The sequence below is a fragment of the Rhodanobacter sp. FW021-MT20 genome (genome assembly GCF_041107475.1).
Taxonomy (GTDB): Bacteria; Pseudomonadota; Gammaproteobacteria; order Xanthomonadales; family Rhodanobacteraceae; genus Rhodanobacter_A; species Rhodanobacter_A glycinis.
In genome coordinates this window covers 276,805-302,395 of record NZ_JBGBPX010000002.1, presented here as the reverse complement: position 1 = coordinate 302,395, position 25,591 = coordinate 276,805, and the positions used below count along the sequence as shown (strand labels likewise).

Below are 25,591 nucleotides of genomic sequence, written 5' to 3'. Positions count from 1 at the left end.
ATGATCGTCGGCCCCAGTCCTGTTCGGAGCCCAGCCCATGTCGGGTCCTCTTCCCGCGGCAGCAAAGCCGATCCCGGCAAGTGCCGAAAATCGTTACGAAGTGACGCGCGCGGATCTTCCGTTGTCCTGCCCGATGCCCGGCATGACCCTGTGGAATGCCCACCCGAAGGTCTATCTGCCGATCGTCGATGACGGCGGCGAGAGCACTTGTCCTTACTGTGGCGCGCATTACACGCTGCGCGACTGATCCGGACCGGGTCGGCGCACGGCTTGCGCCGAACTGACGGGCATGACGGCACGATTACTGCTTGTGTTCAGGGATGAAGATGTTCAATCAGGGGCCGATGTCGATCATGGCCACGCCTATCCGAACGCTGACCGTTGTCCAGCTGCTGCCCGCGCTGCATTCAGGCGGCGCGGAGCGTTCGGCGCTGGAAGTGGCGCGCGCGCTGGTGCAGGCGGGACATCGCTCGGTGGTGATTTCGGCCGGCGGGCGGCTGGCCAGCCAACTGGAAGCCGAAGGCAGCGAACACATCACGCTGGATATCGGCCGCAAATCCCTGCGTACCCTGGGGCGGATCGGCGCGTTGCGTCGTACGTTGCGCGAACTGAAGCCCGACGTCGTGCACGCGCGCTCGCGCCTGCCGGCATGGCTGGGTTGGTGGGCGATCCGCGGCCTGACGCCGCGGCCGCACTTCGTCACCACCGTGCACGGGCTGAACTCGCCCGGCTCCTATAGCGCGATCCTGCTGCGCGGCGAGCGCGTGGTGGTGGTGTCACAGACCTTGCGCGATTACGTGCTGAGCCATTATTCGTGGCTCGATCCGGCCCGCGTGAAGGTGATTCCGCGCGGCATCGACCCGGAGGCGTTTCCCTACGGTCATCGCCCGGATGATGCCTGGCGCAAGGCCTTCTTCAACGAGTATCCGAGCCTGGCGGGCGCGCCGCTGCTGACGCTGCCGGCGCGCGGCACGCGGCTGAAGGGGCACCACGATGCGATCGAGCTGGTCGCGGCGCTAAAGCATCGCGGCATCGACACGCGCCTGCTGCTGCTGGGCGTGATCGAACCCGGCCGCGAGGCTTATGCCCGGGAACTGCAGGATCTGGTGCATGCCTGCGATGTCGCCGACAAGGTGGTGATGACGCCGCCGCGCACCGACGTGCGCGATATCTACGCGACTTCGGCACTGATCCTGCAGTTATCGAACAAGCCCGAATCGTTCGGTCGCACCGTGGTCGAGGCCTTGTCGCTGTGCCGTCCGGTGCTGGGCTATGCGCACGGTGGCGTGGGTGAATTGCTGGCCGAACTGTACCCCGCCGGCCGCGTGGTACCGGGTGATCGCGAGCGGCTGGTGGAACGCGCCGCCGAGCTGTTGCGCGTGGCGCCACCGATCGCGCCGCTGCAGAGCTACCGTCTGGACGACATGCAGGCCGCCGTGCTGGCCTTGTATACCGACGTGGCCGGCTGAATCGGCATCCGCATTGCCGGGCTGCCGGCTTCGGCGCGACGTGCACGCTGAGTAGCTCCCCTACAATGCCCGGGTATCTCATTCGGGCTCCGCATGACTTCCTTCGCCGCCACGTCCAGGGCCATCCTGTGCTCGCCGCTGACGCCGTTCTGGCTGGTGGTGGCACTGTTGCCGTTCGGGCGTAGCGCCGAGCTGGGCACCTTGCTGTGCCTGATCGGCCTGCTGTGGCAGTGCCGGCATGGGATGGCGCCGTGGCGCGACCGGCGCGGGGCCGCCCTGCTGCTGGTATTGCTGGCCGCGTATGTCGGGGCGGCGCTGTGGTCGGCGTTCGACGCGGTGGCGCCGGCCAAGAGCTGGTCAAGCGTGGCCGGGCTGCTGCGCTATGTGCCGCTGGGACTGTACGCCTGCCTGGTGATTCGCCGCACCGATCGCCTGTATGCGCTGTACGCCGGCGTGGCCGCGGTGCTGGCGTTGTGGGTGCTGGCGGCGTGGCTGCAGATCGTGACGGGCTGGAGTCCGCGCGGCGTGGCCACCGGCGAATACCTGACCGGGCTGTTCGGCAATGACCTGAAGTTCGGCCCCACGCTGGCCGTGCTGTCGCCGTTCGCGCTGTGGGCGGCGCGGATGCGTTGGGGCGGGCGCGGCTTGCTGGTGGCGTTTCTGCTGTTGCTGGGACCGGTGCTGCTGGCCGGTTCACGTTCGGCGTGGCTGTGTTACGCGCTGGTGGGGCTGGCGTTTGCCTGGCGCGAGGCCGGCACGACACGGCGCTTCCTGGGGTTGTGCGCCGCTGGTGCCGTGCTGCTGGTGCTGGCGGGTGGCGTGGCGTGGAAGACGTCGGCGCGTTTCGATGCCCGCATGCAGCGCACGCTGGACGTGTTCCATGGCGGCGAGCAAGGCCTGAATGCGGCGTTGACCGGACGGCTGGACATCTGGCGGGTCAGCGCGCGGATGATCGCGGCGCATCCGTTCAATGGCGTGGGCGTGCGTGGCTTCCGCTACGCCTATCCGCATTACGCGCCGGCGAACGACCACTTCGTGGTGGCCGAATCGTGTGGTGTGGGTCAGGGGGCATGCCATCCGCACCAGTGGATGCTGGAGGTCCTCGCTGGCACCGGCGTGGTTGGCCTGCTGCTGTGGCTGGCCGGATTGGCATGGGCCTTGCGCGCGTGGCGTCAGGCGGGAACGGCTGCGCGGATGCACGCGTTCCCGGCGACGTTGGCGCTGGGCGTGATGCTGTTCCCGTTGAACAGCCATTTGGCCTTCTATTCGGCGTGGTGGGGATTGTTGTTCGCCTGGCTGCTGGCACTGTGGTGTGCAGGTTTGTTTGTTGCCGGCATCCCTGCCGGCAAAGCCAAACCCGGCGTCCCTGCCGGACTTTTCAAGAAAGCACTTCCCTTGGAGCATCGCGATGCCGCGTGAGCCGCTGTCGGTGGTGTTGATCACCTTCAACAATGCCGACACCCTGGACGCCTGCCTGCGCGAGGTGGATTGGGCCGACGAGATCGTGGTGCTGGATTCGGGTTCCAGCGACGACACCGTGGCGATTGCACGGCGCCACGGCGCGCGCGTGGCGACGCACCCGTTCGACGACTATGGCCCGCAGAAACAGCGCGTCATCGAGATGGCCAGCCACGACTGGATCCTCAACCTGGATGCGGACGAGATCCTGTCGCCGGGCACGCGTGCGGTGATCGAGCAGGCACTGGTCGATCCGCGGCACGCCGGTTTCCGCCTGCCGCGACGCGAGCGGATGTTCTGGACGGTGCAGCATCGCTGGAGCCATCGCAATGGCCATTTGCGCCTGTTCGACCGCCGCCGTGGCGGCATGAACGACGTGGACGTGCATGCCGCGGTGGAAGTGCGCGGCCCGACCAGGACGTTGCGAAGTGCGGATTTCGTCAACGATGGCGACGGCGACATCGCCACCCGCGTGGAAAAGATCAACCGCTACACCTCGGGCATGGTGGCGTACAAGTTGCGCAAGGGTCAGCGTTTTACCGGCCTGCGCATGGTGCTGTATCCGCCGCTGTTCTTCCTGCGCCAGTACCTGGTGAAGCGCTATTTCCTCAACGGCTGGGCCGGCTTCATCGCCAGCGTCACCGGCGCGTTCTACGCGTTCCTGAAATACGCCAAGCTGCACGAGGCACGGCGGCGCGAATCACGGTCAAGCCGCCACTGACGGCCCGTACTCGGTGTTTGCAGCGTCCTGGCGGGTGCCATTCACGGCCTGGACGAGCAGGCTGCATGCCGTGTGCCGCAGGGCTTCGCGCTTGCGGAAGGCCGAGCGGTGCTTGCTTTCCACCAGGCTTTCGTCGCGGGCGGGCTCGTGCAGTGGCAAGGCGTGGAAGCCGTCCGGGTGGGGTTGGGCCAGACACTCGGCCCAGAAGCCGTCATAGTCCGCCTTGATCTTGCCCTTGTTGCGCGAAAACGGATGGGCACGGTTGCCGACGCCGAGCATTTGCGATGCGCCGATGGCCTGGGCCAGCGCGTACAGCATCGACAGCAGCAGGTTTTTCGGGCGCAGGCCGTGTGCCTGCTTGGTGAATTCGCGCACGGCGTCCCGTCCCAGTCCGGCCGCGGCACCTTGCAGGCAGCCGATCAACACGGTGCGGCCTTCGTCGGCGAGGGTAAAGATCACCGACGACAGGGGGCGCCCCTCGGCGTCGAGCAGATAGAGCGCCAGCTCGCCTTCGCGGCCGCGGCCCAGCGGGCGGCGCAACTGCAGTTCGGCCACGCTGTCGTTCTTGAGCACGAGCCGACCCAGCGGGGCCGCGCCTTCGCGGTACACCCGATCGATCAGGTGCGCGGGCCAATGCGCCAGGAGATAACGGTAGTGGCTTTCGATGATGGCGTAGCGACGCGCCAGCGGGAGCAAGCGGTTGATGAAGGTGTGCAGCGGCCTTTCGTGCAGGCGCGAGTCGTGCGGGAGCATGGCCGACATGCGTGGCGTCTCATGCAGGAATCGCAGCCATGCGGATTGATGCCGCCAGTGCAGGGCACAGCGGAATACATATTTGGATGCCGTCAGGGCGCGCTTGACCGGGCCGCCACGCCAATCGCGGCGGGCATGCAGTGAACGGCGGAAATACAGTAGCGACATTGGGGATGGCACCTCCATGGGCCTGTCGCACTTTCTAACGGTCGACGCTGACGCTGACCTGTCACGGGCAGCGCGAGGTCATCGGCGGTTCAGTATTTCAATACACGTCCGGGGCGCCTTCCGGCCGGGTCTTGAAGCGCTTGTGCACCCACAGGTATTGCTCGGGGGCGGCGCGCGCCATCTGCTCGATGCAGGCGTTGACGCGGGCGGTGTCATCCAGCACGTCGGCGCTGGGCAGGTTTTCCAGCGGGGCACCCAGACGCAATGCGTAGCCGGCATTGCCGGGCAGGCGGCGATGGAAGAACGGGATCACCACGGCGTTGCCCATGCGTGCCAGGTGGTGGGTGGCGGTGATGGTGGCCGCCGGGATGCCGAAGAACGGCACGAACACGTTGTCCTTGCTGCGCATGTCCTGGTCCGGCGCGTACCACAGCGTGCCGCCGCTGCGCAGGTACTTCACGGTGCCGCGGATGTCGTCCTTGTCGAACATCGCATCGGCGTAGTCCAGTCGCGCGCGCAACACGGCCCATTCGAACACGGTCGAGTCCATGCGCCGATACATGCCGGCGATGCGGATGCGCTGCGAGACCAGCCGGGCGCACAGCTCCAGGTGCGAGAAGTGACCGCCAACCAGCAGCACGCCGCGACCCTCGGCGCGGGCGGCTTCCAGGTGCTCCAGGCCCTCGAGGGTGATCGGCGTGCGGGCGATGGCGCGCTTCGAACCCATCCAGCCGAGTGCGAATTCCACCATCATCAGCCCGATGTCGCGCAGGTGGGCATCCACCAGGGCGGCCTGGGCCGCGGCATCCAGTTCGGGGAAACACAGCGCGATGTTGGCTTCGGCGATGCGCCGGCGTGGCGACGGAAAGCGTTGCACGATGGCGCCGAGCAGTCGCCCCAATCCCATCAGCGCGGGTCGCGGCAGGCGGGCGATCAGGTGCAGCGCGCCCACGCCCAGCCAGGCCGGCCAGTGACGCGGGGCGAGCAGGGAACGGGAGAAGGTGGGGCGTGGCATGCCGGGCATCGGCCCCATTGTAGTGGAGGCGGCAAAGCGGGACGAGAACGCGCCGGATCTGGCCCCGCAGGCATGCTCTCGTATACTGCCGCGTCAGTCAGGGAGTTCGTGTTGCGCTATCTCTACATACTGGTGATGTACCTGGTCACGCCGCTGATCGTGTTGCGGCTGCTGACGCGGGGCATGCGCTATGGCAACTACCACCGGCGCTGGCCGGAACGCTTCGGTGTGTTCGAGCCACCGGCGGGAATGCCCGGCTGCCTGTGGGTGCATGCGGTGTCGGTGGGCGAGGTGAATGCCGCCGAACCGCTGGTCAAGGCGTTGCGCGCGGATTATCCGCGCGCGCCGCTGGTGGTGACCACGGTGACGCCGACCGGCTCGGCGCGCGTGCACCAGCTGTTCGGCGACGAGGTGTTCCACGTCTACCTGCCCTACGACCTGCCATTCGCGGTGGAGCGCTTCCTGCAACGCCTGCGGCCGCGTCTGGCGCTGATCGTGGAGACCGAGATCTGGCCGAACCTGTATTTCGCCTGCCGCGGACGCGGGATTCCGCTGATGATCGTCAATGCGCGTCTGTCCGAACGCTCGCTGCGCGGCTACAGACCCTTGATGCCGTTGTTGCGCTCGGCGTTGCGTGGTGTGCGGGTGGCGGCGCAATCGCGCACCGATGCGGCGCGCTATCGCCTGCTGGGCGCCGATCCCGAACTGATCACGATCAGCGGCAACCTGAAGTTCGACATGCCGGTGCCGTACGATGCGGTGCGCATTGGCGAGGAGTTGCGCCAGGGGTGGGGACGATTGCGGCCGGTGTGGATTGCCGCCAGCACGCACGAAGGCGAGGAGCAGGCCGCACTGGAGGCGCACCTGAAGGTGCTCGAACGCCTGCCGGATGCGTTGCTGCTGATCGCGGCACGGCACCCCGAGCGTTTCCGGATGGTCGAGCACGCGGCACGCGGCCTCGGCTTCGCCACCGCCTCGCGCAGCACCGACGGCGTGCCCGGTGTCGCGCACCGGGTCTTCGTGATCGATTCGATGGGCGAGTTGATGCCGTTCTTCGCCGCTTCCGACGTAGCCTTCGTGGGCGGCAGCCTGGCGTCGATCGGGGGGCACAACGTGCTGGAGCCGGCGGCCTTGTCGCGGCCCGTGCTGGTAGGCCCGAACACCTACAACTTCGAGGAGATCACGTTGACCCTGGTCCGTGAAGGCGGCGGCGAGCGCGTGGCTGATGGCCCCGATCTTGCCGCGAAGGTGCTGGGCCTGCTGAGCGATCGCGCGCGGCGCGAACGCATGGGGCGACGCGCGCGGATGGTGTTCGACAGCGAGCGCGGTGCCGTGGGTCGGGTGATGCGGCTGGTGGATGGCTTGCTGGAGGAATAGCCGTCGCTTCCGGCAGGGCGGCCGGAAGGGCCGCGCCACAACGAAACAGGCCGGGTTTGCGCCCGGCCTGTTTCGTTGCAACGTCGAGGCGGCGCGATGCGCGCCAGCGGCTTACTGCAGCAGTGCGTTGATCTTTTCCAGATCCTTGAGGTCGGCGGTGCCGGCCGCCTGTTCCAGCAGCAGCTTGTCCAGGATGAACTGGTGGCGGTTCTGCGAGTAGGTGCTCTCGGCCGAGGTCAGCGTCTGGATCGCCAGCAGCACGTCGGTCATCGTCTGCGTGCCGACCTGGAAGCCGGCGCGAGTGGCGTCCAGCGCCTTCTCGCCGGATTCCACCGCGGCCTTGCCCGACTGCACCTGGCTGATCCCGGCGAGCACGGAGCGGTAGTAGTTGAGCGTGGCACGGCGGACCTGGCGGCGCTGGCTTTCCAGCGAGTCCTGCGCCGAGTCGCGCTGGTCGATCGACTGGCGCACCACGGACTGCGTGTAGCCACCGGAGAAGATCGGCACGGTCAGGGTCAGGCCGACGGTGGTGCCGTAGCGGCCGTTGCCGGCGATGCCGGCGGCAGAGCCGTGTTCGAGCCAGGTGGTGTCCTTGCCGCGCGACAGCGAGGCGCTGAGCGTGGGCAGGTGGCCGGCGCGGGCGGCGTTGATGCTGTGGTCGGCGGCGGCGACGTTGTCCTGCTGCGACAACACGTTGGGGTTGTTCTGCAGGGCCTTTTGCACCCATGCCGTCGGATCGGCCGGCACCGGGGCCTTCAACGGCAGCTCGTCGCGCAGCTTTTTCAGCGTCCCCACCGGTTTGCCGGTGATCTGGGTCAGCGCCTCGCGGGCATCGTCCAGGGTGTTCTGGGCACCCAGCGTCTGGGCCTTGGCGCCTTCGTAGTAGGACTTGGCCTGGTAGACGTCGGTGATCGCCGAGAGACCGACCTTGAAGCGCTGGTCGGCCTGCTCGTACTGCTGCTTGTACGCGTCCTCGTTGGCCTGGGCGTAGGACAGCTGGTCCTCCGCCGTCAGCACGTTGAAGTAGGCCGTGGCCACGCGGACGTAGAGATTCTGCTCGGCCGCGGCATACAGCTCGTCCTGCGCGCTGGCGCTGGAATGGGCGGCGCGCAGGTTGGCGATCTGGCTGAGGTTGAACACGCTCTGGGTCAGCGTGGCGGAGATGCTGCGATCACGCGTATGGCCGCGACCATCACCTTCCAGGCCGGCGTTGAACGAACCGCCCGAGCTGGCCTGGCTGAGCTTGGCGCCGGCCGAAATCTGCGGCAGCAGCGCCGAGCGTGCCTGGTTGATGCCTTCATGGGTGCCCAGGCGCTGCGCATCGGCCTGCGCCAGCACGGGGTCGTTGGCACGCGCTTGACGGTATGCGTCCATCAGGTCCTCGCCATGGCTGGGCAGGGACACTGCGGCCAGGGTCAGGGCAAGGGTCAGAAGCTTCAAGCGCATGGGTTCGCCTCGTGGGGTCGGGGATCGGAAATCAGAAAACGAAGGGGCGGGGCGGTTTGGCGTGGGCAAGGTATGGCAGGTCGGTCTCGAACAGGGTTTCCTCGCGGAAACGGCCTTCGCCTTCGCGGGTGATCAGTACGGCCTGTTGCGCCGGCGATTCGCCGCGCACGGCCAGCAGACGGCTGCCGGGCTTGAGCCAGCCGAAGAAGCGTTCGGGAATGCTGGACACCGCGCCGGTGACCACCACAACATCGAACTGGCCTTGCGGCTGCCACTCGATGACGGCTTCGCCGGTCGCCAGCTCGACGTTGCCGATGCCGGCCGCGCGCAGGCGCTCACCGGCCGTGGCGGTGAAGTCGGCATGCATGTCCACGCTGACCACCGCGCCGGCCAGACTGGCCATGCAGGCGGCAAGGAAACCCGAGCCGGTGCCGATTTCCAGCACGCGATCCTCCGGCTTCAACTCCAGTGCCTGCAGTACGCGACCTTCCACCACCGGCTTCATCATCACTTCGCCATGGCCCAGCGGCAGGCACAGGTCGGCGAAGGCCAGCTGCTGGTGTTCGGCGGCAACGAAATCCTCGCGGCGCACGCGGCCGAGCACCTCGAGCACACGGGCATCGAGCACTTCCCAGGGGCGCACCTGGTTTTCCACCATGTTGATTCGCGCCTGATCGAAGTTCATCGCCATTGTGCTCATGTCCCGTACGGATCGAAAAAGGTCAGATAGGATAAGGGTTTGTGACCTGTCCCGACAATGACTAGCCTGCGGCCTGACCGGGGCCGCACGAAGTGCCGGAAGTCATCGCGGCGACCTGACGCAAGTCATGCCCCCAGCCGCGTGGGCATGCTCCAATGCTCGCGCGGAAGGCTGCGGGCCGGTGCGAAACCACCGGGGAGCCGGGCCACTGCGGCGGCCGTGGCATCGCCCAGGGCGCCATCGAGGTGATGGATGCGCACCAGCGGCGCGGCACCGCGCTGCCCGGTCGAGGCGCACAACCATGCCAGCCAGCGCGCGAGACGGTGCCGTTCGACGGCGGTCAGGCCCGCGACGGCGGCGCGCGCGGCAAAAGCGGTGCGTCGCGCTTCACGATGGTTGCGCTCCAACCATGCGGCCAGTGTACGCTGGGCTTCGCGATAGGTTGCGCTGAGGACAAGTTCTGCGGCAGTGGCCATAAATACGTAGTGGGTAGCGTTCAGCAAATAATTGAACTCTGCCGTATAATAAAGTCGAATCCCCGATTTGTGAAGGTGCTTCCATGAACTCGATCCCGCAAACCAAGCCGCACGGGCCCGGCCGCCCCAAGGACATGGAGAAGCGGGCGGCCATTCTTGAAGCGGCCAAGTCGCTGTTCATCCACAACGCCTTCGCCGGCACCAGCATGGATGCCGTCGCGGCCGAGGCCGGGGTGTCCAAGCTCACCGTCTACAGCCACTTCGGCGACAAGGACAACCTGTTCCGCGAAGTGATCCGTTCGCATATCCAGGACCTGCTGCCGGAAGACACCTACCGCTTCGAACCCGCCGCCGACGTTCGCGAGACCTTGCTGCGCGTGGCGCAGGCACATGCCAGCCTCGACTGCGACCGGCAGACCGTCGGCACCTTCCGCGCCATCCTCAGCGATTGTCGCCAGGGCAATCCCCGTTACGGCCGCCTGATGTGGGAAGAGGGCTCGATGCGTACGCACGCCCTGATGGAACGCCTGCTGCAACACTCGGTTGACGCTGGCCAACTGGAGATTGCGGACGTGCCGCGTGCCGCCGTGCAATTCATGGCGCTGATCAAGGGCAACCTGATGATGCGGCGCATGTTCGGTTGCGTGGAGTGCGACGAAAGTTACGCCGCGGAAATCGAGGCCAATGCGCGCGCCGGCGTGGACATGTTCCTGCGCGCTTATCAGCCGCGCTGATTGACTGGCGGGTGGCGTGGTCGTCGCGGTGGCTCGCCTGCCGCGGGCTTTCAAGCGTCAGTCGCGCCCGAATCACTTGATGGCATTGCCGCCGCCGGTTCGGGTGGCCGCACTCGATTATCCCGGTGCTTTCATGCTTGAATGGTGGCTTGGAGCGGGGGTGCCGGCGGCAGTCGGCTGAGAGAGTCCCTTCGAACCTGATCCGGTTAGTACCGGTGTAGGGAGCTTCGATGCACGGAGTCCATCCGTGTGTCCGGTGCCGTCGCTTCTGTGCGCGAATCCTCGCGCAAACCGCACGTTGCGTGCGGGTCTGCCACAGAAGCCGGATATCCCACCATGAATGCCCAGCTGACCGATCTTGCGCGTGTCGCGCAGGAACTTTCCGAAGCCGTCACCCGCCCGATTCCCGGCTCGCGCAAGATCCATGTGCCGGGCAGTCGCGATGACTTGCGCGTGCCGTTGCGCGAGATCGCGCAGGCCGACACGCCGGCGATGTTCGGCGTGGAAAAGAACCCGCCGATTACCGTCTATGACACCTCCGGTCCGTACACCGATCCGGCGCATCGGGTGGACCTGGCCGCCGGCCTGCCGCCCTTGCGCGCGGCGTGGATCGCCGAACGCGGCGACAGCGAGCCGCTTGAAGGACGCAGTTCCGAATTCGGCCGGCGCCATGCCGCCGCACCGGAACTGGCGGCGATCCGCTTTCCGCAACTGCCGGTGCCACGGCGAGCGAAGGCTGGCGCCAATGTCACCCAGATGCACTACGCCCGGCGCGGCATCATCACGCCGGAGATGGAATACATCGCGATCCGCGAGAACCAGCGCATCGAGGCGCTGGGCGACAGCGCGCTGCGCGCGCAGCATCCGGGGCAGTCGTTCGGCGCGTCGCTGCCGAAGCTGATCACGCCGGAATTCGTGCGCGACGAGGTGGCGCGTGGCCGCGCCATCATCCCGGCCAACATCAACCATCCGGAAAGTGAGCCGATGATCATCGGCCGCAACTTCCTCACCAAGATCAACGCGAACATCGGCAACAGCGCGGTGAGCTCCGGCATCGCCGAGGAAGTGGAAAAGATGGTGTGGTCGATCCGTTGGGGCGGCGACACGGTGATGGATCTGTCCACCGGCAAGCACATCCACGAAACGCGCGAGTGGATCATCCGCAACTCGCCGGTGCCGATCGGCACGGTGCCGATCTACCAGGCGCTGGAGAAGGTGGGTGGCGTGGCCGAGGACCTCACCTGGGAGCTGTACCGCGACACCTTGATCGAGCAGGCCGAGCAGGGCGTGGACTACTTCACCATCCACGCCGGCGTGCTGTTGCGCTTCGTGCCGCTCACGGCCAAGCGCGTCACCGGCATCGTCAGCCGCGGCGGCTCGATCCTCGCCAAATGGTGCCTGGCGCACCACAAGGAAAATTTCCTCTACACCCATTTCGAGGACATCTGCGAGATCATGAAGGCGTACGACGTGTCCTTCAGTCTCGGCGACGGCCTGCGCCCCGGTTGCGTGGCCGACGCCAACGACGCGGCGCAGTTCGGTGAGCTCGATACGCTGGGCGAGTTGACGCAGATCGCGTGGAAGCACGACGTGCAGACCATGATCGAAGGCCCCGGCCACGTGCCGATGCAACTGATCAAGGAGAACATGGACCGCCAGTTGGAGAAGTGCGGCGAGGCGCCGTTCTACACGCTGGGGCCGCTCACCACCGACATCGCGCCCGGCTACGACCACATCACCAGCGCAATCGGCGCGGCGATGATCGGCTGGTTCGGCACCGCCATGCTTTGCTACGTGACGCCGAAGGAACACCTGGGCCTGCCCGACAAGCAGGACGTGCGCGACGGCATCATCGCCTACAAGATTGCCGCGCATGCCGCCGATCTGGCCAAGGGACATCCTGGTGCGCAAGTGCGCGACAACGCGTTGTCGAAGGCGCGCTTCGAGTTCCGCTGGGACGACCAGTTCAACCTTGGCCTCGATCCGGAGAAAGCCAAGGAATTCCACGACGAGACGTTGCCGAAGGACGCGCACAAGAGCGCGCATTTCTGCTCGATGTGCGGCCCGAAGTTCTGCTCGATGAAGATCACCCAGGACGTGCGCGACTACGCCGCCGAGCATGGCACCGGCGAGATCGAGGCGCTGGCCGAAGGCATGGAAGAAAAGGCCGCCGAATTCCGCGCGCAGGGCGCGGAGGTGTATCGCAAGGCCTGATGCCTGAAGGAAGACTGGCGTAGCCGGTGCGTCCCCGCACATGGATGTTCAGTGTGCGGGGGCGTGCGTGCGGGCCTTCGCGCTCGGCGTGCTCGATCATGTCCCGGTCATGCGCAGCTTGATCGGGGCACGGGAGTTGAGGGGCCTGCTCAGGAAGCTCTGATTTTTCTCGTCATCCCGGCGAAAGCTCACTGTCGTCCGGAATGACGAGCAAGAAGCCGGTTGATCAGGCTTTCCCTTGCTCGAACAGCGAGGCTGTTTCAGTCTTCGCCGTGCGCGTGCCGCATGCTGTCCAGGGCCAGCGTCGAATGGGCATAGGCGCCACCGGCGCGCATCTCGGCGGCGACCCAGATCGCTTCCATGATCTGCGCTTCGCTGGCGCCCTGTTTCAGCGCCTCGGCGGTATGCCCCTTGATGCAGTACGGGCATTGGGTGACGTGTGCCACCGCCACCGCGATCAGTTGCTTGGTGACGTTCGGCAGTGCGCCGTCGGCAAAGACCGCCGCGCTGAATGCCTTGAACGCCTCCAGCGGTTTGGGTGCCAGTTCGCGGCGCATGCGCGCCAGCTCCGCGCTCGACGGCGGATACATCGTATGGTCCATGGTGGTTCTCCTCGAAAGTCGACGTTCAGTCCTGTGCCGAGACCGTGCCGTGCACCCAGCTCGGCGGGTCACTGGCCGGGAAACTCTGCGCGAGTTCGGCGTCGATACGCTGCTCGCGCGCACGCACGGCGGCGGCGTCATCCGGTACGGGGGCGGTGGCAACGGGTGCGGGGCTGACCAGTGCATGGCGAGGAACGTGTTGCGGCAGCGAGACGTACATGGGGTTCCTCCTGATGTCGTCCGACATCCGAAAAAGCGGCTGCCCCGTCGCGCGCGGGTTACAGCCCCAGGTTGTTGTGCTCCAGCACGCGTTCGGCGCGATAACTCGAACGCACCAGCGGTCCGGCGACCGCTTCCACGAAGCCCTTGCCCAACGCCAGCTTGCGGTACTCGCGAAACTCGTCCGGGGTGACGAAGCGCTGCACCGCGAGATGATGCGGGCTGGGACGCATGTACTGACCCAGGGTAACCACGTCGACGTTGGCACTGCGTATATCGTCCAGCGTGCGTTCGATCTCGGCGTCGGTTTCGCCCAGACCCAGCATCAGGCTGGTCTTGGTCAGCGTCTGCGGCGCGTGCCGCTTGGCGAACGCCAGCACGTCCAGCGTCTGCGCGTAACCGGCGCGCGGATCGCGCACCGGATGGGTCAGTCGTTCCACCGTTTCCAGATTCTGTGCATAGGTGGTCAGGCCGGCGTCGAGCACGTGGGCCACCGCGTCATGGTTGCCGGCGAAATCGGGCGTCAACGCTTCCACCGCGGTTTGCGGCGAACGCTGGTGGATTGCGCGCACGCAAGCGGCGTAATGGGCGGCGCCGCCATCGGGCAGGTCGTCGCGGTCGACCGAGGTCAGTACCACGTACTTCAATCCCATCAAGGCCACCGCATCGGCGACCTGCAGCGGCTCCATGGGATCGAGCCAGCCCTGCGGATTGCCGGTGCTGACCGAGCAGAACCGGCATGCGCGCGTGCATACCGAACCCATCAGCATCAGCGTGGCTGTGCCGCGGCCCCAGCATTCGGCAATGTTCGGACACTTCGACTCGGCGCAGACGGTGTTCAACTTGTGGCTGCGCACGATCTCGTGCACGGCCTCGTAGCGTGCCCCGCTGGGCAGCTTGATGCGCAACCACGGCGGCTTGCGCTCCACGTCCGGCAAACCGCTGCCGGCATTCGGGCGAATGCCGCCCTTGATTGCACGGGTGCCCTGCGGGCTGATGAACTTGCTGCCGTCGTGAATGGAAGGTTGGCTGGACATGAGGCGCGTGCCGGGAAGGATGGCCATCAGTCTCCCGCAGCCGGCGCCGGATCGCCCTGATGCATGTCAGGAAGTGGCTGGGGCATTTTGCGGCGGCTTTCCTTCACCTGGCCTTTCCACCGCTGTTTCTAGGCTGTGCGGACTTCACATCCGCAGCGGCCAAGCGCCGCTGTCCGACCCAGCCCGCAGGAGCCAGCCATGCCGAAAGCCAAGCCCTTCGTCAGCGATATCGAGAACATCCGCAAGCGTGCGCGCCAGGACATCGACAAGGGCGCGATGACGGCCGGCTACAAGGCCGACCGCACCACAGTGATCAAGTTGCTCAACCACGCGCTGGCCACCGAGATCGTCTGCGTGCTGCGTTACAAGTACCACTACTACATGGCCTCGGGCATCCATTCGCAGGCGATCAAGGAAGAGTTCCTGCAGCATGCCAATGAGGAGCAGGGGCATGCCGACCTGATCGCCGAACGCATCACCCAGCTCGACGGCAAGCCCAACCTGTCGCCCGAGGGCCTGCTCTCGCGCAGCCATTCCGACTACGTGGAAGGCGAGGACATCGTCGACATGATCAAGGAAGACCTGGTCGCCGAGCGCATCGCCATCGACAGCTACCGCGAGATGATCGACTACGTCGGCAGCGCCGATCCGACCACGCGCCGCGTGCTGGAAAGCATCCTGGCGATGGAGGAAGAGCACGCCGAGGACATGAATACCTTGCTGGAGCAGCTGGGCAAGAAGGGCGAGCCGGCCAAGTCGGCGCCGCAGCGCAAGACCACCGGCGGCAAGACCGCCGCGCACAAGCGCAGCTGATCTCGCTCTGTCGATGACAGCCCGGCGGGGCGGTTCAAACCGTCCCGCTGGGCTTTTGCGCGGTTACCAGCCGGCCAGCACCAACTTGCCGATCGTGCTGCCCGACTCCAGCCGGCGATGCGCTTCGCGCATATTGGCGGCGTTGATCGGCGCCAGTTGTTCGCGCTGGATGTTCTTCAGTTCGCCGGCATCGATCAGTTCGGCCACGCGCGACAGAATGCGTCCCTGTTCGGCCATGTCCGGCGTCTTGAAGCGCGGACGCGCGAACATCATTTCCCAATGAATGCCGATGCATTTGAACTTGTACGGATCGCCGATCTTCAGCGCCCCCGACGGCTCCACGATCAGGCCGACATGGCCTTGCGGGATCAGCAGTTCGCCGAGCACGTCCCAATAGCGTGAGGTGTCGGCCAGGTTGATGGCCGCGTCGATCTGCGCGAAGCCCAGGGCTTGCAGTTGTGCTGCCAGCGGCTCGCGATGGTTGATCACGTGCTGCGCGCCCATCTCCTTGCACCAGACCACGGTTTCGGGGCGCGAGGCGGTGGCGATCACCGTGAAACCGGCGCGGCGCGCCAGCTGGATCGCGATGGAACCGACGCCGCCTGCACCGGCGATCACCAGCAGCGATTTGCCCTTGCCGCCGTGTTCGCTGTCGAACGGCATGCGCTGGAACAGCAGTTCCCACGCCGTGATCGCGACAAGCGGCAGCGCAGCGGCCTGCGCGGCATCGAGCGAGCGCGGCGCCACCGCCGCCACTCGCGCGTCGACGAGGTGGTACTCGGCATTGCTGCCCGAGCGGGTAATGTCGCCGGCGTAATACACGCGATCACCGGGACGGAAACCTTCGACGCGGCTGCCCACGGCTTCGACCACACCGGCGGCGTCGTAACCGAGCACCTTCGGCTGCGCCTCGACCTGCGGCTTGGGCGAACGCACCTTGGTGTCGACGGGATTCACCGACACGGCTTCCACGCGCACCAGTAGGTCGTGTTCGCCGGGTTGCGGCTGCGGCAGTTCCACGTCGAGCAGCGATTGCGGATCGTCGATGGGCAGGTAACGGGTGAGGGCGACGGCTTTCATGGGTTCGACTCCGTGGGGGCGGGATGGATGGCGTTCATCGGCGGCGGATCGCGTTCGACGAACGAATCGTTGCAGCAAGCGTAGTAGGGATAGAGCGGCGCGGCGGCGCCGGCGGTGACTGCAGAGTGACATGCCATGCACGTGCTCTGCGATGAATCGGGCAGAGGCGGGTCAGGCCTGCGGGCAGGCTACCGTGGCCGTCAGCCGCGCCGCGCGCGCGTTGCGCAGCGCGTACAGCGCCAGTGCGAATCCGGCCACGTCCACCAGCGCAGCGGCCCACGGCAGCGCGACGAGGCCGGCGCCATGTGCGATCACCACGCCGCCCAGCCACGCACCCAGCGCATTGCCCAGGTTGAACGCGCCGATGTTGAGGCTGGAAGCCAGGCTTGGGGCGCCGGCTGCCTGTTGCAGCACCCAGAGCTGCAAGGGCGACACGGTGGCAAATGCCGCCACGCCGAGCAGGCCGGCGAACAGCACCATCAGCGTCTTGTCGTGCAGCACGAAACCCATCGCACCCAGCACCGCCACCAGCGCCGCCAGCGTGACCAGCAGCGAGGACGGCAGGTGGCGATCAGCCAGGCGTCCACCCAGCATGTTGCCCGCGATCATGCCGACCCCGAACACCAGCAGGATCGGCGACACCGCCGTGTCCGCGAAGCCGGTGACGCGGGTCAGCAGCGGCTCGATGTAGGCGTACACCAGGAACACGCCGGCAAAACCCAGAACCGTCATCGCCAGGCCCAGCAGCACCGGCGCTCGGCTGATCGCGTGCCATTCGGCGCGCAGTGCCATCGGCGTGGCGTCGCCTTTCTCCGGCGGCACCAGCAGGGCGACGACGCTGGCTGCGAGCACGCCGATGACGGCCACCGCCCAGAACGTGGAACGCCAGCCGAAATGCAAGCCCAGCCACGCGCCGGCCGGTACGCCGAGCAAGGTGGCCACGGTCAGGCCGGTGAACATGATCGAGATCGCCGAGGCCTTGCGGTCCTCGCTCACCAGCGAGGTGGCTACCACCGCGCCCACGCCGAAGAAGGTGCCGTGGGCCAGCGAAGTGAGGACTCTCGCCGCCATCAGCGTGGCGTAGTTCGGTGCGATGGCACAGGCCAGGTTGCCCAGCGTGAAGATCGCCATCAGCGCCAGCAGCACGGTCTTGCGCGGCATGCGGTGGGTGGCCAGGGTCAGCAGTGGCGCGCCCACGAACACGCCCAGCGCATAGCCGGAGATGAGCAGGCCGGCGGCGCTGATGCTGACGTGCAGGTCGGCGGCGACCTGTTGCAGCAAGCCCATGATCACGAACTCGGTGGTGCCGATGCCGAAGGCGCCCGCGGTCAGCGCATACAGCGCCAACGGGGTGCGTGGTCGGGCGGGAGGGGAGCGCATGGCGGCAATCCTGAAGAAACGAGACGCCAGCTTAAGGATTTGCCTTTTATTCAAAAACCATCAACATGGCTAATCATTATCAACAAATGATTGATAGTCATGGATCGTATCGGTGACCTCAGCCTGTTCCTGCGCGTGCTCGATCTTGGTTCGATCAGTGCGGCCGCGCGCAGCCTCGACCTGTCGGTGGCGGTGGCCAGCCAGCGCCTGAAGCGGCTGGAGCGCGAACTGGGCGTGCGCCTGTTGCATCGGACCACGCGCCGGTTGCACGCGACGCCCGAAGGCATGCTGCTGGCCGAGCAGGGCCGGGCGCTGGTGGAGGACCTGGAATCGCTCACCGGTGGCTTGCGCCAAAGCGCCACCGAAGTCAGCGGTACGTTGCGGGTGACCATGTCGGCCGCATTCGGGGGCCGCTACATCTCGCCGCTGCTGCCGGAATTCCTGGCCATGCATCCGCGCGTGAAGCTCAGCGTGAATCTCGACGACCAGATCGTGGACCTGGTCGGCTCCGGGTTCGACCTGGGTATTCGCGTGGGTGCACTGGGCGACTCCGGTCTGGTGGCGCGCCAACTGGCGAGCAACCGGCGCGTGCTGTGCGCATCGCCGGGCTACCTGCAACGGCATGGCACACCACGCACACCAGCCGAGCTGGCCGACCACGACTGCCTGCTGCTGGTCGGCAGCCAGGGACGGCAAGACATCTGGCATTTCAGCGACCGCCGGGGGCGCGAGATCGTCCAGCGGGTGCAGGGGCGCTTCGAGAGCAACCAGGGTGCGTTGTTGCGGGATGCGGCGATGGCCGGGCTCGGCATCGCGATGCATTCGGTCTGGCATGTCCACGAGCAACTGTCCCGCGGCGAGTTGCAGGTGCTGCTGCCGGACTATCCGATCGCCACGACCGGCATCCACGCGGTGATGCCGCAGCGGCGCCTGGTGCCGCCACGGGTGCGGGCGTTCGTGGACTTTCTGGCCGAGCGGCTTGGCGATCCGTCGCCGTGGGAACGTGGTCCGGCGACACGCACGGCGCAGCCCGTGCGACCAGGACGACCGGCATCCGCCAAGCGCGGCGCATGAAAACGGCGCGCCGCCTTGCAGCGACGCGCCGTGGATTCACCCGGGTACGGGGATTACGCCTTGTTTGCCACGTGGCGCGCGATACCGGCGGTGATTTCGGCCTTCGCCTCGTCGGCGCCGACCCAGCCCTCCACCTTCACCCACTTGCCCTTCTCCAGATCCTTGTAGTGCTCGAAGAAGTGGCCGATGCGCTCCAGCCAATGCGGCGAGACGCCCTTCATGTCGTTGATGTGGGCGTAGCCCGGGAACACCTTCGGCGAGGGGATCACCACCAGCTTCTCGTCGCTGCCGGCTTCATCGGTCATCTTCAGCATGCCGACCGGATGGCAGCGGATCACCGAACCCACGGTCAGCGGCAGCGGCAGGATCACCAGCGCGTCCAGCGGGTCGCCGTCGCCGCCCAGCGTGCCCGGCACGTAGCCGTAGTTGCACGGGTAGCGCATCGGCGTGGACAGGATGCGGTCGACGAAGATCGCGCCCGATTCCTTGTCGACTTCGTACTTGACCGGCTCGGCATCCTTGGGGATTTCGATGATGACGTTGATTTCGTCCGGCACGTTGCGGCCGGCTTTGACCTGATCCAGACCCATGGATTGTCCTTGCGCGATTTCGGTGGAGGAAAAACCGCAAGGATACGCCACTGGCTGTTGCGTTGCAGCAGCAGAGGCTGAATGCCGGTGCCGCAGCGCAGTTCAGCGTGGGCCGGCCGGTTCCCGGTAAGGCCGTTCGCGCAGCCACTTGGTGGCGATCCATTTCTCGCCGCGGGTTACCGGCAGGCCGGCGTGCAGCGAGAACACGTCGCCGCTTTCGTAGGTGAAACAGACGGCCGAACCGCGCAGGGCGGTGACGGTGAGCCCGATCTCGGGGAACGCGGTGCCACCGCCGGCGTCGGGCGTGTTGAGGTAGATCACCAGGCTGGCGATGCGCTGGCCGCCGGTGGCGGTGATCGCGGCGTAGCCGGGCTGGGTGGGATCGAACCAGTCCTGGTGTGGCTCGTATTGCTGGCCCGGCAGGTAGTGCAGCACCTGCAGGCCTTCGCCGTGATCGACGGGTATGCCGAGCAGGGCGGCGATGCGCGCTTCGATGCGCTCGATCAACGGTTGTTCGCCCAACCCGAAGAACATGCCGTCGCTGGTGCGATGCTCGTCGATCTGCTGGGCGCCATCCTCCGCCACGGTGCGCGCGCGTTGCAGGCGCGGCTTGGCCAGTTCGATCAGCGCAGCGCATTCGTCGTCGGACAGCAAGCCATCGAACACGCGCAGCGGCGGCGTTTCGGCGGCCAGCATCACGCGCACACTGCGCTCGCCAATCACGGCATGTGGTCCGTCCGGCAGAAGGACGTGGGCGCCGTTCGGGCGGTGCGGGCGCAGACGTGCTTCCAACGCGGTCATCGGCATGTCCAGCACGGCGGCGACGATGCGTCGGCTGTCGTGCTGCGAATAGCCGCTGTCGTGCATCAAGCGCAGCACGTCGCCGAGGCTGTGGCCGGTGCGGGTGGTCTCGAGGATCCACTGGCGCAGTTCGGGAGTGATCGGGGTGTGGGAGCGCATGGGAAAGCGGATGGCCTGCAGATGATGGGGCGGCGCCGCAACGCCGTTCGTGCGCAGACCAGCTTACTTCAGCGAGGTCCTTCGAAAAACCGTGCACTAGGCGTGTCTGCTTGCACCAGGCGGCATCAAATGCTGCTGGAATCGAGCGGCTGTGCAGCCATCCATCCCGAAAAAGATGCCGAACAAGATGCATGCCAGTGCAGCGGCTGGAAGCATTCCGTCGACGGGTAGCCGAGGCTTCGCCTGAAAACGACGCGAGCCGGCATCGAGCCGGCTCGCGCGTGTGCTGCCTCTCGGCGGCGACTTACTTCAACTCGTTCCACAGGAAGTCGTAGACCATCGCGTGCATGTGCGCCGATTGCTTGTTGTCGGCGCCGGCGCCGTGGCCGCCTTCGGTGTTTTCGTAGAACCACACCTTCTTGTAGCCCATGCCTTCCATCTTCGCGGCCATCTTGCGTGCCTGGGCCGGGCCGACGCGGTCGTCGCTGGTGGTGGTGTAGAACAGCACCGGCGGATAGTTCTCGCCGAGCTTGACGTTCTGGTACGGAGAGAAGGTCTTGATGAAGGCCCATTGCTTCGGGTCGTCCGGATTGCCGTATTCGGCGATCCATGACGCACCGGCGGACAGGTGGGTGTAGCGCTTCATGTCCAGCAGCGGCACTTCGCAGGCGATCGCGCCGAACAACTGCGGGTATTCGGTGAGCATGTTGCCCATCAGCAGGCCGCCGTTGCTGCCGCCTTCGGCACCGAGATGCTTCGCCGAGGTGACGCCGCGCTTGACCAGGTCTTCGGCCACCGCGGCGAAATCCTGGTAGGCCTTGGGCCGATTCGCCTTCAGCGCGGCCTGGTGCCAGCGCGGACCGTACTCGCCACCGCCGCGGATGTTGGCGATGACGTAGACGCCGCCGCGCTCCAGCCACGCGCGGCCGATGCTGCCGCTGTAGAACGGCAACAGCGAGACTTCGAAGCCGCCATAGCCGTACAGCAGCGTGCGGTTGCTGCCATCCAGTTTGATGTCCTTCGGCGCGATTTCGAAATAGGGCACGCGGGTGCCGTCCTTCGAGGTGACGAAGTGTTGGCTGACGTCGAATTTCGCGGCATCGAAGAACGCCGGCTCGTGCTTGATCGTCTCGGCCTGGTGCTTGCCCAGCACGCCGCGTTCCAGCGACGACGGGGTGAGGAAGCCGGTGACCGAAAGCCAGTACTCATCGCTGTGGTCCGGATCGGTATCGACCACGCTGACCGTGCTGAAGCTTGGCGCGCCGGGCAATGCCTTGCTCGGCCATGCGCCGGTGCCCTGCGGCGTGAGCACGTCGAGGCGGCTCTTCACGTCATCCAGCACGTCGAGGATCAGATGGTGCCGGGTCCATGCGTAGCTGGACAGTGCGGTATGCGCATTCGGTTCGAACAGGGCGGTGAAGTGGCGCTTGCCGGCCATGAAGTCGTCGAACTTCGTCACCAGCAGGGCGCCGGATGGCCAGGTCGTGCCGCCCACCGTCCACGGCGAGCGCGTCTGCACCAGCAACCACTGGCGATGCGCGTCGAAACTGGCGTCGCTGGGAATGTCCAGCTTCACCTGCTGGTTGCCCTTGCGCAGGAAGTTCTCAGTATGGAAGAAATCCTTGGCGACGGTGATGAAGTCGCGTTCGAAGCCCGGCGTGCGGTCGTGGTAGGCACCGACGGCCAGGTCGGTGGGTTTGCCCTCGTAGATGGTGACGGCGGACGACAGTGGCGTGCCGCGCGTCCACTCCTTGGCGATGCGTGGATAGCTCGACTTGGTCATCGAGCCGGGGCCGAAATCGGTGCCGACGTAGAGATGATTCTGGTCGATCCAGCCGACCTGGGTCTTGGCGATGGGCAGCTCGAAGCCACCCTTCACGAACGCGCGTGTGGTGGTGTCGAATTCGCGCACCTGCACCGCGTCGCCACCGTCCGGCGACAGCGAGATCAGGCAGCGCGTATAGGCCGGCTTCAGGCATTGCGCGCCTTTGAACACCCAGCGCTTGCCCTCGGCCTTGTTCAACGCGTCCACGTCCAGCAGCACGTCCCACTTCGGCTCGGCCTTGCGGTACTCGGCCAGCGTGGTGCGGCGCCAGACGCCGCGCGGGTGCGTCTTGTCCTTCCAGAAGTTGTACAGGAAATCGCCCATGCGCTCGACGTAGGGAATGCGCGCATCCGAGTCGAGCACCTGCAGCACCTGGTCGTAGGTGTGGGTGAACTCGGGCGAGCTGGCAAAGGCCCTTTCAGTGATCGTGTTCTGCGCCTTCACCCAATCCATCGCGCGTGGCGCGTGAGTGGCTTCAAGCCACAGATAGGGATCGTCGCTGGTCGCTTGGGCGCCGGTGGTAGCTGCGTGGGTCGGAGTCATGCCGCCCAGTGTGGCGCCCAGCGCCAGCGCGAGCCAGAGGGAAGTCTTCGAGGTCATGGAGAGTCCTTGCCGGTTGACCGGGTGTGTCGTGGAGCGAGGGGTCAGATGGGGTCAGAGTCAGTTTTCCATACACCAGGATTTTCGCCGGAAACGTCGAAAACTGACTCTGACCCCGGTTTTCCCGGGGCCAGTACCGTTCGGCCCCGGCCTCGTTGCCCAACGAGTTCAGTGCACCGCCAGCAGCGGAATGATCAGCAACGCCACGATGTTGATGATCTTGATCAGCGGGTTCACCGCGGGACCGGCAGTGTCCTTGTACGGATCGCCCACGGTGTCGCCGGTGACGGCGGCCTTGTGCGCCTCCGAGCCCTTGCCGCCGAAGTTGCCATCCTCGATGTATTTCTTGGCGTTGTCCCAGGCGCCGCCGCCGGTGGTCATCGAGATGGCCACGAACAGGCCGGTGACGATCGTGCCGATCAGCACACCGCCCAGCGCCTTCGGCCCCAGGATCAGGCCGACAAGGATCGGCACCACCACGGGCAGCAGCGACGGGATGATCATTTCCCGGATCGCCGACTTGGTCAGCATGTCCACCGCCTTGTCGTACTGCGGCTTGCCGGTGCCTTCCATGATGCCGGCGATGTCGCGGAACTGCCGCCGCACTTCTTCCACCACCGCACCGGCGGCACGGCCGACCGCTTCCATCGCCATGGCGCCGAACAGGTAGGGAATCAGGCCGCCGATCAGCAGGCCGATGATCACCATGTGGTCGGACAGATCGAAGGTGAACGGCTGGTACGCCACGCCGGCCGCGGTGGCGCTGGCGCGCGCCGCCACGTCGAGGTTGTGCGTGTAGTCGGCGAACAGCACCAGCGCGGCCAGTGCCGCCGAGCCGATCGCATAGCCCTTGGTCACCGCCTTGGTGGTGTTGCCCACGGCGTCGAGCGGATCGGTGATGTTGCGCACTTCGGCGGGCAGCTCGGCCATTTCGGCAATACCGCCGGCGTTGTCGGTGATCGGACCGTAGGCGTCCAGTGCCACGATCATGCCGGTCATCGACAGCATCGCGGTCACCGCGATGGCAATGCCGTACAGGCCGCCGCAATGGTAGGCGCCCCAGATCGCCGCGCAGATCGCCAGCACCGGCCACGCGGTGGCCTTCATCGAGATGCCCAGGCCGGCGATGATGTTGGTGCCGTGGCCAGTAGTGGATGCCTGCGCGATGTGCCGCACCGGCTTGTAGTCGGTGCTGGTGTAGTACTCGGTGATCCACACGATCAGACCGGTCAGGACCAGGCCGATCAACGCGCAACCGAACAGTGCGTTGCCGGCGATCAGGCTGCCGTCGTCGCCGGTCAGGCCCTGCGGGAACAGCGCGCGGGTGATGAACCAGAACGCGATCGCCGCCAGCACCGCCGACACCAGCACGCCCTTGTACAGCGCGCCCATGATCGAACCGCCGCCTTGCTTCACCCGCACGAAGAAGGTGCCGATGATCGAGGCGATGATCGAGGCTGCACCCAGCACCAGCGGATACAGCACTGCATCGGGATTGCGGGTGAAGGCCAGTCCGCCCAGCAGCATGGTGGCGATCACCGTCACCGCATAGGTCTCGAACAGGTCGGCCGCCATGCCGGCGCAGTCGCCTACGTTGTCGCCCACGTTGTCGGCGATCACCGCGGGATTGCGCGGGTCGTCCTCGGGAATGCCGGCTTCGACCTTGCCCACCAGGTCGGCGCCCACATCGGCGCCCTTGGTGAAGATGCCGCCGCCCAGGCGCGCGAAGATCGAGATCAGCGACGAGCCGAAGGCCAGTCCCACCAGCGCGTGCAGCGCGCGCTCGCCGGTATAGCCGAAGTGCGGCAGGATCATGTAGTAGCCGGCCACACCCAGCAAGGCCAAGCCCACCACCAGCATGCCGGTGATCGCGCCGCCGCGGAACGCCACGTTCATCGCGGCACTGATGCCACTGCGCGCCGCCTCGGCGGTGCGCACGTTGGCACGCACCGATACGTTCATGCCGATGTAGCCGGTGGCGCCGGACAGCAGCGCACCGATGGCGAAACCGATCGCCGTCGCCCAGTTGAGAAAGAAGCCGATCAGCACGAACAGCACCACGCCGGCGATGGCGATGGTGCCGTATTGTCGATTGAGATAGGCGCGTGCGCCTTCCTGGATGGCGGCGGCGATCTCCTGCATGCGCGGGTTGCCTGGCGATTGCGCCAGCACCCAGCGTGTCGAGATTGCCCCGTAGATGATTGCCACGACCGCACAAGCCAACGCGATCCACAAGCCGTATTGCTGCAGCATCGGTGCCTCCCCATGAGTTGTGACGGCCGCCCAAAACGGGCGGCCGTCACGAGTATAGGCAGACCTTGCCGTGCAGCCTGTTGTGCGGCGCAGCGGATGGGACTGGGGTCAGAGTCAGTTTTCTGGGGCCTCTCGCGAAAGCCCCATCGCATGGAAAACTGACTCTGACCCCGTGGCGGCGACGCGCCTCAGTGCGTGGCGATGTCCAGGATTATCCCGGTAGCGATGGCTACCAGCAGGTAGTTGTCGGCATCGCCGCGCACCCAGTGATAGCCGCGCGGCGGCCGGCGCAGGTGGTAGTAACCGTAATCGCGGACGACGTAGACCGGGCCGCCATAGCGACGGCCACGCTCCCAGCGGTGCCAGCGCTCGCTGCGGCGCCAGCCTTCATGACGGCCGCGGTCGTGGTGGTCGTAATGGCCGTATCCGCGATCGTGGTGGTCGTGGTGGTCGTAGTGCCCATGGTGGTCATGATCATGGCCGTGGTCATGGTCGTAGGGAGCCGGAGCAGCCAATGCCAGGCTGCTGGCGCCACAAAGAACCAGCGCGATGCCCAGGTTGCGTAGTGTCTTGTTCATGGTCGTCTCCGTCAGCGGGCAACATGGTGCCCGATGCAGCCAGCGTAGG

24 protein-coding genes and 1 riboswitch are annotated in these 25,591 nt (G+C 66.3%); of the genes, 9 read left to right on the top strand and 15 right to left on the bottom strand.

What is annotated here, in order from left to right:
* Nucleotides 1–37: 37 nt before the first annotated feature.
* From AB7849_RS04220 to AB7849_RS04205, 4 genes are all read left to right on the top strand, one after another.
* Nucleotides 38–247 carry a zinc-finger domain-containing protein gene (locus AB7849_RS04220; protein WP_008209430.1) on the top strand — a complete coding sequence of 70 codons (210 nt, stop codon included), beginning with the start codon at nt 38–40 and terminating at the stop codon, nt 245–247.
* 97 nt (nt 248–344) lie between these two features.
* On the top strand, nt 345–1,469 hold the full coding sequence (locus tag AB7849_RS04215) for a glycosyltransferase (RefSeq protein ID WP_037098876.1): 1,125 nt from the start codon (nt 345–347) through the stop codon (nt 1,467–1,469).
* Nucleotides 1,470–1,562: 93 nt separating this feature from the next.
* On the top strand, nt 1,563–2,888 hold the full coding sequence (locus AB7849_RS04210) for an O-antigen ligase family protein (protein ID WP_369500631.1): 1,326 nt from the start codon (nt 1,563–1,565) through the stop codon (nt 2,886–2,888).
* Complete coding sequence (locus AB7849_RS04205; protein ID WP_008210120.1) at nt 2,878–3,648, top strand: glycosyltransferase family 2 protein; 771 nt, start codon at nt 2,878–2,880, stop codon at nt 3,646–3,648. Before AB7849_RS04210 ends, AB7849_RS04205 begins: the two co-directional genes overlap by 11 nt.
* Here the strand turns inward: AB7849_RS04205 and AB7849_RS04200 are convergent.
* A complete protein-coding gene (locus AB7849_RS04200) occupies nt 3,634–4,569 on the bottom strand; it encodes a VirK/YbjX family protein (RefSeq protein WP_008210118.1) in 936 nt (311 codons plus the stop codon). The two genes, AB7849_RS04205 and AB7849_RS04200, sit on opposite strands and share 15 nt — an antisense overlap.
* Before the next feature lie 97 nt (nt 4,570–4,666).
* Complete coding sequence (lpxL, locus tag AB7849_RS04195; RefSeq protein ID WP_008210117.1) at nt 4,667–5,584, bottom strand: LpxL/LpxP family Kdo(2)-lipid IV(A) lauroyl/palmitoleoyl acyltransferase; 918 nt, start codon at nt 5,582–5,584, stop codon at nt 4,667–4,669.
* A gap of 72 nt (nt 5,585–5,656) precedes the next feature.
* On the opposite strand from lpxL, the gene waaA reads away from it, so the two are divergent.
* Entirely contained in the window at nt 5,657–6,961 is a 1,305-nt protein-coding gene (gene waaA, locus AB7849_RS04190; RefSeq protein ID WP_369500630.1) for a lipid IV(A) 3-deoxy-D-manno-octulosonic acid transferase, read from the top strand.
* Nucleotides 6,962–7,072: 111 nt separating this feature from the next.
* Here the strand turns inward: waaA and AB7849_RS04185 are convergent, their stop codons facing one another.
* From AB7849_RS04185 to AB7849_RS04175, 3 genes are all read right to left on the bottom strand, one after another.
* Nucleotides 7,073–8,407: a TolC family outer membrane protein gene (locus AB7849_RS04185; RefSeq protein WP_008210111.1), complete on the bottom strand. Its 1,335-nt coding sequence runs from the start codon at nt 8,405–8,407 to the stop codon at nt 7,073–7,075.
* 31 nt (nt 8,408–8,438) lie between these two features.
* Complete coding sequence (locus tag AB7849_RS04180; RefSeq protein WP_008210110.1) at nt 8,439–9,098, bottom strand: protein-L-isoaspartate O-methyltransferase family protein; 660 nt, start codon at nt 9,096–9,098, stop codon at nt 8,439–8,441.
* 134 nt (nt 9,099–9,232) lie between these two features.
* The gene (locus tag AB7849_RS04175; RefSeq protein WP_008210108.1) at nt 9,233–9,583 is read right to left on the bottom strand and encodes a hypothetical protein; all 351 of its coding nucleotides are present in this window, start codon (nt 9,581–9,583) and stop codon (nt 9,233–9,235) included.
* Nucleotides 9,584–9,666: 83 nt separating this feature from the next.
* Here AB7849_RS04175 and AB7849_RS04170 point away from each other — a divergent pair, with 83 nt between their 5' ends.
* On the top strand, nt 9,667–10,317 hold the full coding sequence (locus AB7849_RS04170; RefSeq protein ID WP_008210106.1) for a TetR/AcrR family transcriptional regulator: 651 nt from the start codon (nt 9,667–9,669) through the stop codon (nt 10,315–10,317).
* Between the two features lie 146 nt (nt 10,318–10,463).
* A riboswitch (TPP riboswitch) is annotated at nt 10,464–10,558 on the top strand.
* Between the two features lie 95 nt (nt 10,559–10,653).
* Nucleotides 10,654–12,531: a phosphomethylpyrimidine synthase ThiC gene (gene thiC / locus AB7849_RS04165; protein ID WP_008210105.1), complete on the top strand. Its 1,878-nt coding sequence runs from the start codon at nt 10,654–10,656 to the stop codon at nt 12,529–12,531.
* 260 nt (nt 12,532–12,791) lie between these two features.
* Here the strand turns inward: thiC and AB7849_RS04160 are convergent, their stop codons facing one another.
* From AB7849_RS04160 to lipA, 3 genes are read right to left on the bottom strand one after another with little or no spacing between them, the layout of a single operon-like run.
* A complete protein-coding gene (locus AB7849_RS04160; protein WP_008210103.1) occupies nt 12,792–13,133 on the bottom strand; it encodes a carboxymuconolactone decarboxylase family protein in 342 nt (113 codons plus the stop codon).
* 25 nt (nt 13,134–13,158) lie between these two features.
* On the bottom strand, nt 13,159–13,353 hold the full coding sequence (locus tag AB7849_RS04155; protein ID WP_037099158.1) for a hypothetical protein: 195 nt from the start codon (nt 13,351–13,353) through the stop codon (nt 13,159–13,161).
* 58 nt (nt 13,354–13,411) lie between these two features.
* Nucleotides 13,412–14,416 (bottom strand): lipoyl synthase, encoded by a 1,005-nt coding sequence (gene lipA / locus AB7849_RS04150; protein WP_439822701.1) that lies wholly within the window; start codon nt 14,414–14,416, stop codon nt 13,412–13,414.
* 171 nt (nt 14,417–14,587) lie between these two features.
* Here lipA and AB7849_RS04145 point away from each other — a divergent pair, with 171 nt between their 5' ends.
* Nucleotides 14,588–15,202: a ferritin-like domain-containing protein gene (locus tag AB7849_RS04145; RefSeq protein WP_008210100.1), complete on the top strand. Its 615-nt coding sequence runs from the start codon at nt 14,588–14,590 to the stop codon at nt 15,200–15,202.
* Nucleotides 15,203–15,265: 63 nt separating this feature from the next.
* Here the strand turns inward: AB7849_RS04145 and AB7849_RS04140 are convergent, their stop codons facing one another.
* Together AB7849_RS04140 and AB7849_RS04135 are read right to left on the bottom strand one after the other, a co-directional pair.
* On the bottom strand, nt 15,266–16,282 hold the full coding sequence (locus AB7849_RS04140) for a zinc-binding alcohol dehydrogenase family protein (RefSeq protein WP_008210097.1): 1,017 nt from the start codon (nt 16,280–16,282) through the stop codon (nt 15,266–15,268).
* 171 nt (nt 16,283–16,453) lie between these two features.
* On the bottom strand, nt 16,454–17,662 hold the full coding sequence (locus AB7849_RS04135; RefSeq protein ID WP_037099155.1) for an MFS transporter: 1,209 nt from the start codon (nt 17,660–17,662) through the stop codon (nt 16,454–16,456).
* Nucleotides 17,663–17,761: 99 nt separating this feature from the next.
* On the opposite strand from AB7849_RS04135, the gene AB7849_RS04130 reads away from it, so the two are divergent.
* The gene (locus tag AB7849_RS04130; RefSeq protein WP_008210092.1) at nt 17,762–18,736 is read left to right on the top strand and encodes a LysR family transcriptional regulator; all 975 of its coding nucleotides are present in this window, start codon (nt 17,762–17,764) and stop codon (nt 18,734–18,736) included.
* 53 nt (nt 18,737–18,789) lie between these two features.
* On the opposite strand, the gene ppa is transcribed toward AB7849_RS04130, so the two are convergent.
* The 5 genes from ppa to AB7849_RS04105 all read right to left on the bottom strand — a co-directional run bounded on the left by ppa (nt 18,790) and on the right by AB7849_RS04105 (nt 25,542).
* A complete protein-coding gene (ppa, locus tag AB7849_RS04125; protein ID WP_008210090.1) occupies nt 18,790–19,326 on the bottom strand; it encodes an inorganic diphosphatase in 537 nt (178 codons plus the stop codon).
* Nucleotides 19,327–19,428: 102 nt separating this feature from the next.
* Nucleotides 19,429–20,286 (bottom strand): 2OG-Fe(II) oxygenase, encoded by an 858-nt coding sequence (locus AB7849_RS04120; RefSeq protein WP_008210089.1) that lies wholly within the window; start codon nt 20,284–20,286, stop codon nt 19,429–19,431.
* A 304-nt stretch (nt 20,287–20,590) separates the two neighbouring features.
* Entirely contained in the window at nt 20,591–22,711 is a 2,121-nt protein-coding gene (locus AB7849_RS04115; protein ID WP_439822700.1) for a prolyl oligopeptidase family serine peptidase, read from the bottom strand.
* Nucleotides 22,712–22,879: 168 nt separating this feature from the next.
* On the bottom strand, nt 22,880–24,964 hold the full coding sequence (locus AB7849_RS04110) for a sodium-translocating pyrophosphatase (protein ID WP_147628214.1): 2,085 nt from the start codon (nt 24,962–24,964) through the stop codon (nt 22,880–22,882).
* A 188-nt stretch (nt 24,965–25,152) separates the two neighbouring features.
* The gene (locus tag AB7849_RS04105) at nt 25,153–25,542 is read right to left on the bottom strand and encodes an RcnB family protein (protein ID WP_008210086.1); all 390 of its coding nucleotides are present in this window, start codon (nt 25,540–25,542) and stop codon (nt 25,153–25,155) included.
* Nucleotides 25,543–25,591 lie beyond the last annotated feature (49 nt).